The organism is Dietzia cercidiphylli (assembly GCF_014145145.1).
Classification (GTDB): domain Bacteria; phylum Actinomycetota; class Actinomycetes; order Mycobacteriales; family Mycobacteriaceae; genus Dietzia; species Dietzia natronolimnaea.
The window spans coordinates 1-4147 of sequence record NZ_JAALEA010000234.1; the positions used below are offsets into that span (position 1 = coordinate 1).

4 protein-coding genes are annotated in these 4147 nt (G+C 71.7%); all 4 read left to right on the plus strand.

Annotation, left to right across the window (positions count from 1 at the left end; translation table 11 throughout):
• Positions 1–729: alpha/beta fold hydrolase (locus G6028_RS08930; RefSeq protein ID WP_182658673.1), on the plus strand; the 729-nt coding region annotated here is incomplete at its 5' end.
• A 14-nt stretch (positions 730–743) separates the two neighbouring features.
• The gene (locus G6028_RS08935) at positions 744–3014 is read left to right on the plus strand and encodes an MMPL family transporter (RefSeq protein WP_182658674.1); all 2271 of its coding nucleotides are present in this window, start codon (positions 744–746) and stop codon (positions 3012–3014) included.
• A complete protein-coding gene (locus G6028_RS08940; protein ID WP_179523650.1) occupies positions 3011–3709 on the plus strand; it encodes a lipocalin family protein in 699 nt (232 codons plus the stop codon). The genes G6028_RS08935 and G6028_RS08940 overlap by 4 nt, the downstream gene beginning before the upstream one ends.
• Before the next feature lie 11 nt (positions 3710–3720).
• The coding region (locus tag G6028_RS08945; RefSeq protein WP_479682427.1) for an SRPBCC family protein at positions 3721–4147 on the plus strand (427 nt) is incomplete at its 3' end.

The following is a 4147-nucleotide window of genomic DNA, read 5'->3' on the forward strand; positions in this document are numbered from 1 at the left end:
GTGTTCTTCGCCCACGGTCTGCTCTTCTCCGGGTGGATGTTCCAGCACCAGATCGCCCACCTGCGGGACAGGTACCGGTGCGTGACCATCGACTTCCGTGGGCAGGGCGACTCGCCCCGCGCGCTCGGTGGGTACGACATGGACACGCTGACGGTGGACGTCAGCGAACTCCTGCGGCACCTGCAGATCCCCGTGGTGAACTTCGTCGGCCTGTCCATGGGCGGCTTCGTCGGGATACGGCTCGCGGCCCGCAACCCCGAGATCGTGCACTCCCTCACCCTGCTCGACTCCGCCGCCACCGCGGAGGAGCCGGCCAACCGCAGCAAGTACAAGACCCTGTCCAAGGTGTACCGCGTCGCCGGGATGAAGCCGCTGCGGTCCCGCGTGGCGCCGATCATGCTCGCCGACCGCAACCTCTCGGCACCCTGGGTCGAGGAGTGGATGGCGATGCTCGAGCGCACCGACCGCGCTGGTCTGGTCAAGGCCATCGAGTCGGTCGCGGACCGGGATCCGTGCGAGGACGAGGCCATCCGGATCATCGCTCCGACGCTGGTCGTGGTGGGTGCGGAGGACGCGGCCACCCCGCCGGACAAGTCGCGCCGGATCGCCGAGCTCATCGCCACCACGAGCTTCCACGAGATCCCCGGTGCGGGTCACTCGCCGACCATGGAACGGCCCGACGAGGTCAACGCCATCCTCGAGGCGTTCCTCTCCGAATACAACGCGTGAGGGCGAGGGAGACGATGACAACCGGGAGCACCGCGACGGACAGTGACGCGTCCACCGGAGGCTGGGTCGGCGTGCTCACGGGGAAGCTCACCGCCTGGCTGATCCTCGCGGCGGTCCTGCTCGTGTCCGGCGCCGTCTTCGCGCTCGCGTCCTCCGAGGGCGCGTCCGAGGCACCCCAGACGTTGCCGGACACCTCCGAGGCCGCCCTCGTCTCCCAGATCCAGCAGGAATTCCCCGACGCGGGGTCGGTGCCGGCGGTACTGGTGGTCACCAGGCAGGACGGTGGCGAGCTGGGCCCGCAGGGGATCGCCGCGGCCGTGGGGGCGGGTGAGCGGATGGCTGAGGTCGTCGGCGCCGCGCCCCAGGGACCGATCCCCTCCGAGGACGGCGCCGCCGCGCTGATGCTGGTGCCGGTCGAGGCCGAGTCGATCTCCAACGAGCAGGGCAGCGAGCTCGTCCGCGAGATGCGCGACGCCGTCGCCGACGGCCTCGACCCCGGTCTGGAGGCGCAGCTCACCGGCGGGCCCGCCTTCGCCGCGGACACCGCTGCCGCCTTCGAGGGCGCGGACTTCCGGCTGCTGGCCGCCACGGCGACGGTCGTCGCGGTGCTCCTCATCATCACCTATCGCTCGCCGGTGCTGTGGCTCGTCCCGCTCGTCGTGATCGCCGTCGCCGACCGGGTGGCCTCCCTGCTGGTGGCGACGGTCGGCGAGGCCGTCGGCGTGACCGTCGACGGCTCCACGTCCGGCATCGTCTCGGTCCTGGTGTTCGGCGCGGGTACCAACTACGCGTTGCTGTTGGTCTCCAGGTACCGCGAAGAGCTGCGGCGGACCGAGAACCGGCGACAGGCGTTGCGTGATGCCTACCGGGGAGCGGTCCCCGCCATCATCGCAAGCAACGTCACCGTGGTGCTGGCACTGCTGATGCTGTTGCTCGCGACCCTGCCCAACTACCGTTCGCTCGGGCTCTCCGCGGCCGTCGGCCTTCTCGTCGCCCTGGCGTACGCCCTCGTGGCGCTGCCGGCGGCGCTGGCCGTGTGCGGTCGTGGGTTGTTCTGGCCTTTCGTCCCCCGGCCGCACCGCGACTCCGAGCGCACGGGCACGCGCACCGGCGCACGCGCCCGGGTGACCGCCCCCACGACTCCCGAGGACTTCCGCGAGGACGTCCCGTCCGGCGTCTGGGGCCGCATCGCCTCCGGGGTGGTCAGGCGTCCGGTCCGTGTCCTGATCTCGTGCGTACTGATCCTCGTGATCCTCGCGTTCGGGTTGCTGGGCACCCGGATCGGCCTGAGCCAGACGGAGCAGTTCCGAACGCCGTCCGAGGCCGCGGCCGGTCTGGAGACCGCCGCCGAGCACTTCCCGGCCGGCGTCACGGACCCGGTCACCGTGCTCACCCGCACCGGCACGGAGGCGCAGGTCACGGAGGTGGCCGAGGGCGTGGAGGGCGTGGTGTCCGCCATGCCGGCCGGTGAGTCGGGGACCGGGTGGAGCCGCATCACGGTGACCCTCGACGCCGCCCCCGCGACCGACCGGTCGGAGGACAGCGTGGTGGCGTTGCGCTCCGCGGTCGACCAGGTCCCCGGATCCGAGGCGATCGTCGGCGGATCGGTGGCCGAGGGCGTCGACACCTCCGACGGGAACCTCCGCGACCTCGCGCTGATCGCACCGCTCATCCTCCTTGTGGTGTTCGTCGTCCTGGTCCTGGCGCTACGGGCGTTGATCGCGCCGCTGCTGCTGCTGGGCGCGACGGTGTTGTCGTCGCTCGCGGCGCTCGGGCTGGGGACCTTCGTCACCACCCAGATCCTGGGTTTCCCCGGCCTGGACGTGTCGGTCCCGCTGTACAGCTTCCTGTTCCTCGTCGCCCTTGGCGTGGACTACTCGGTGTTCCTGATCATCCGCGCCCGGGAGGAGGCGGCCACGCACTCGACCCGCGAGGCCATGGTCCGGGCGGTCGCCCTCACCGGCGGCGTGATCACCTCCGCGGGAATCGTGCTGGCCTCGGTGTTCGTGGTGCTGGGCGTCCTGCCGTTGATCGTGCTCACCCAGGTCGGCGTGATCGTGGCCCTCGGCGTCCTGCTGGACACCTTCGTCGTGAGGACCCTCGTGGTGCCGGCTCTGTTCACCCTGGTCGGGGAGCGGGTCTGGTGGCCTGGCGATCCCCGACGCGGCGTCACGCCCGCGGGCGAGCCCACCACCGGCGGTCCAGACGCATCCGCATCCGCAGCCACGGCTCCGGCCGACTCCGCTCCAGCCCGCACCGCCGACACGAAGGAGTTCCACCCATGACCACCTCGCGCCGTTCCCGGGTCCGTTCACTCGTCACCGCCCTCGCCGTGGTTCCGCTCCTGGCGGCGGGGCTCGGGGCCGCCCCCGCAGCCGGGGCCCAGGACCTCACCGACGGGGGCCGCCTCGGCGGGGGCTCCTCGCAGCTGGTGCTGCCCGACGGCATCGCGGTGGGGTCGATCGGCGGCCCCGAGCTGCAGCAGGTCGGATATGTGGATCCCGACCGTTTCGTGGGCACCTGGTACCAGGTCGCGGCGATCCCGCAGCCGTATACCCTGCAGTGCACCAACGACACGACCGCCGAGTACGCGCGGATCTCGCCCGACACGATCTCGGTACGTAACTCCTGCGGCTCGGCGATCAGCTCCGACTCGGTGATCGAGGGGGAGGCGACGATCCGCGACACCGACACCAACGCCTCCCTGCGCGTGAACTTCCCCCAGGTGCCGTTCCAGGACGAGAACGGTCCGGTCAACTACCGCATCACCTACCTCGCCGACGACTACTCGGTGGCGGTCGTCGGCGACCCGAGCCGGTCCTCCGGCTTCGTGTTGAGCCGGGACCCCGCCCTGGGGGCGGACCAGTGGTCCACCGTCCGTGACGTCGTCGAGTCGCGCGGCTGGTGGCCCTGCGCGTTCCTGACCGTTCCCATGGCCGGTGGGCGGGGCGACGTCACCCCGCTGTGCCTGCTCCCCTGAGAGACGGACCGATGAGCATCGACCTCAGTTGTACGATCCGGGCCGGCGCGGACGAGGCGTGGGATTATCTCGCCTCGCCGGGTGCCTTCGTCCGGATCTCCCCGCCGTTCATGCCGCTGCGGCCCGTGAGCCAGGCCGACTCGCTGCGGGACGGTGTGGCCGTGCTCGAGCCGAGGTCCGCGCTCCCCGGTCCGTTGGGGACGCGGTTCGGCCCGCGATGGGTCGCGCAGCACGACCCCGCCGGGTACGTCGAGGGTGAGCGGTTCGTGGACCGCTGCGTCTCCCAGCCCTACGCGGGTCTCACGGGGTGGGTCCACGAGCACACCGTCACCGCGGGTCCGGACGGGACCGCCGTGCTGGGCGACCGGGTGCGCGCCCGCGTGCCGGGACCCCTCCTCTCCCCGGTGTTCGCCTACCGCTACCGCCAGATGGCGCACG

What these genes read in the sequence shown, in the direction of transcription:
- G6028_RS08940 (WP_179523650.1), top strand. Translation starts at nt 3,011, where the DNA reads ATGACCACCTCGCGCCGTTCCCGGGTCCGTTCACTCGTCACCGCCCTC.
- G6028_RS08935 (WP_182658674.1), top strand. Translation starts at nt 744, where the DNA reads ATGACAACCGGGAGCACCGCGACGGACAGTGACGCGTCCACCGGAGGC.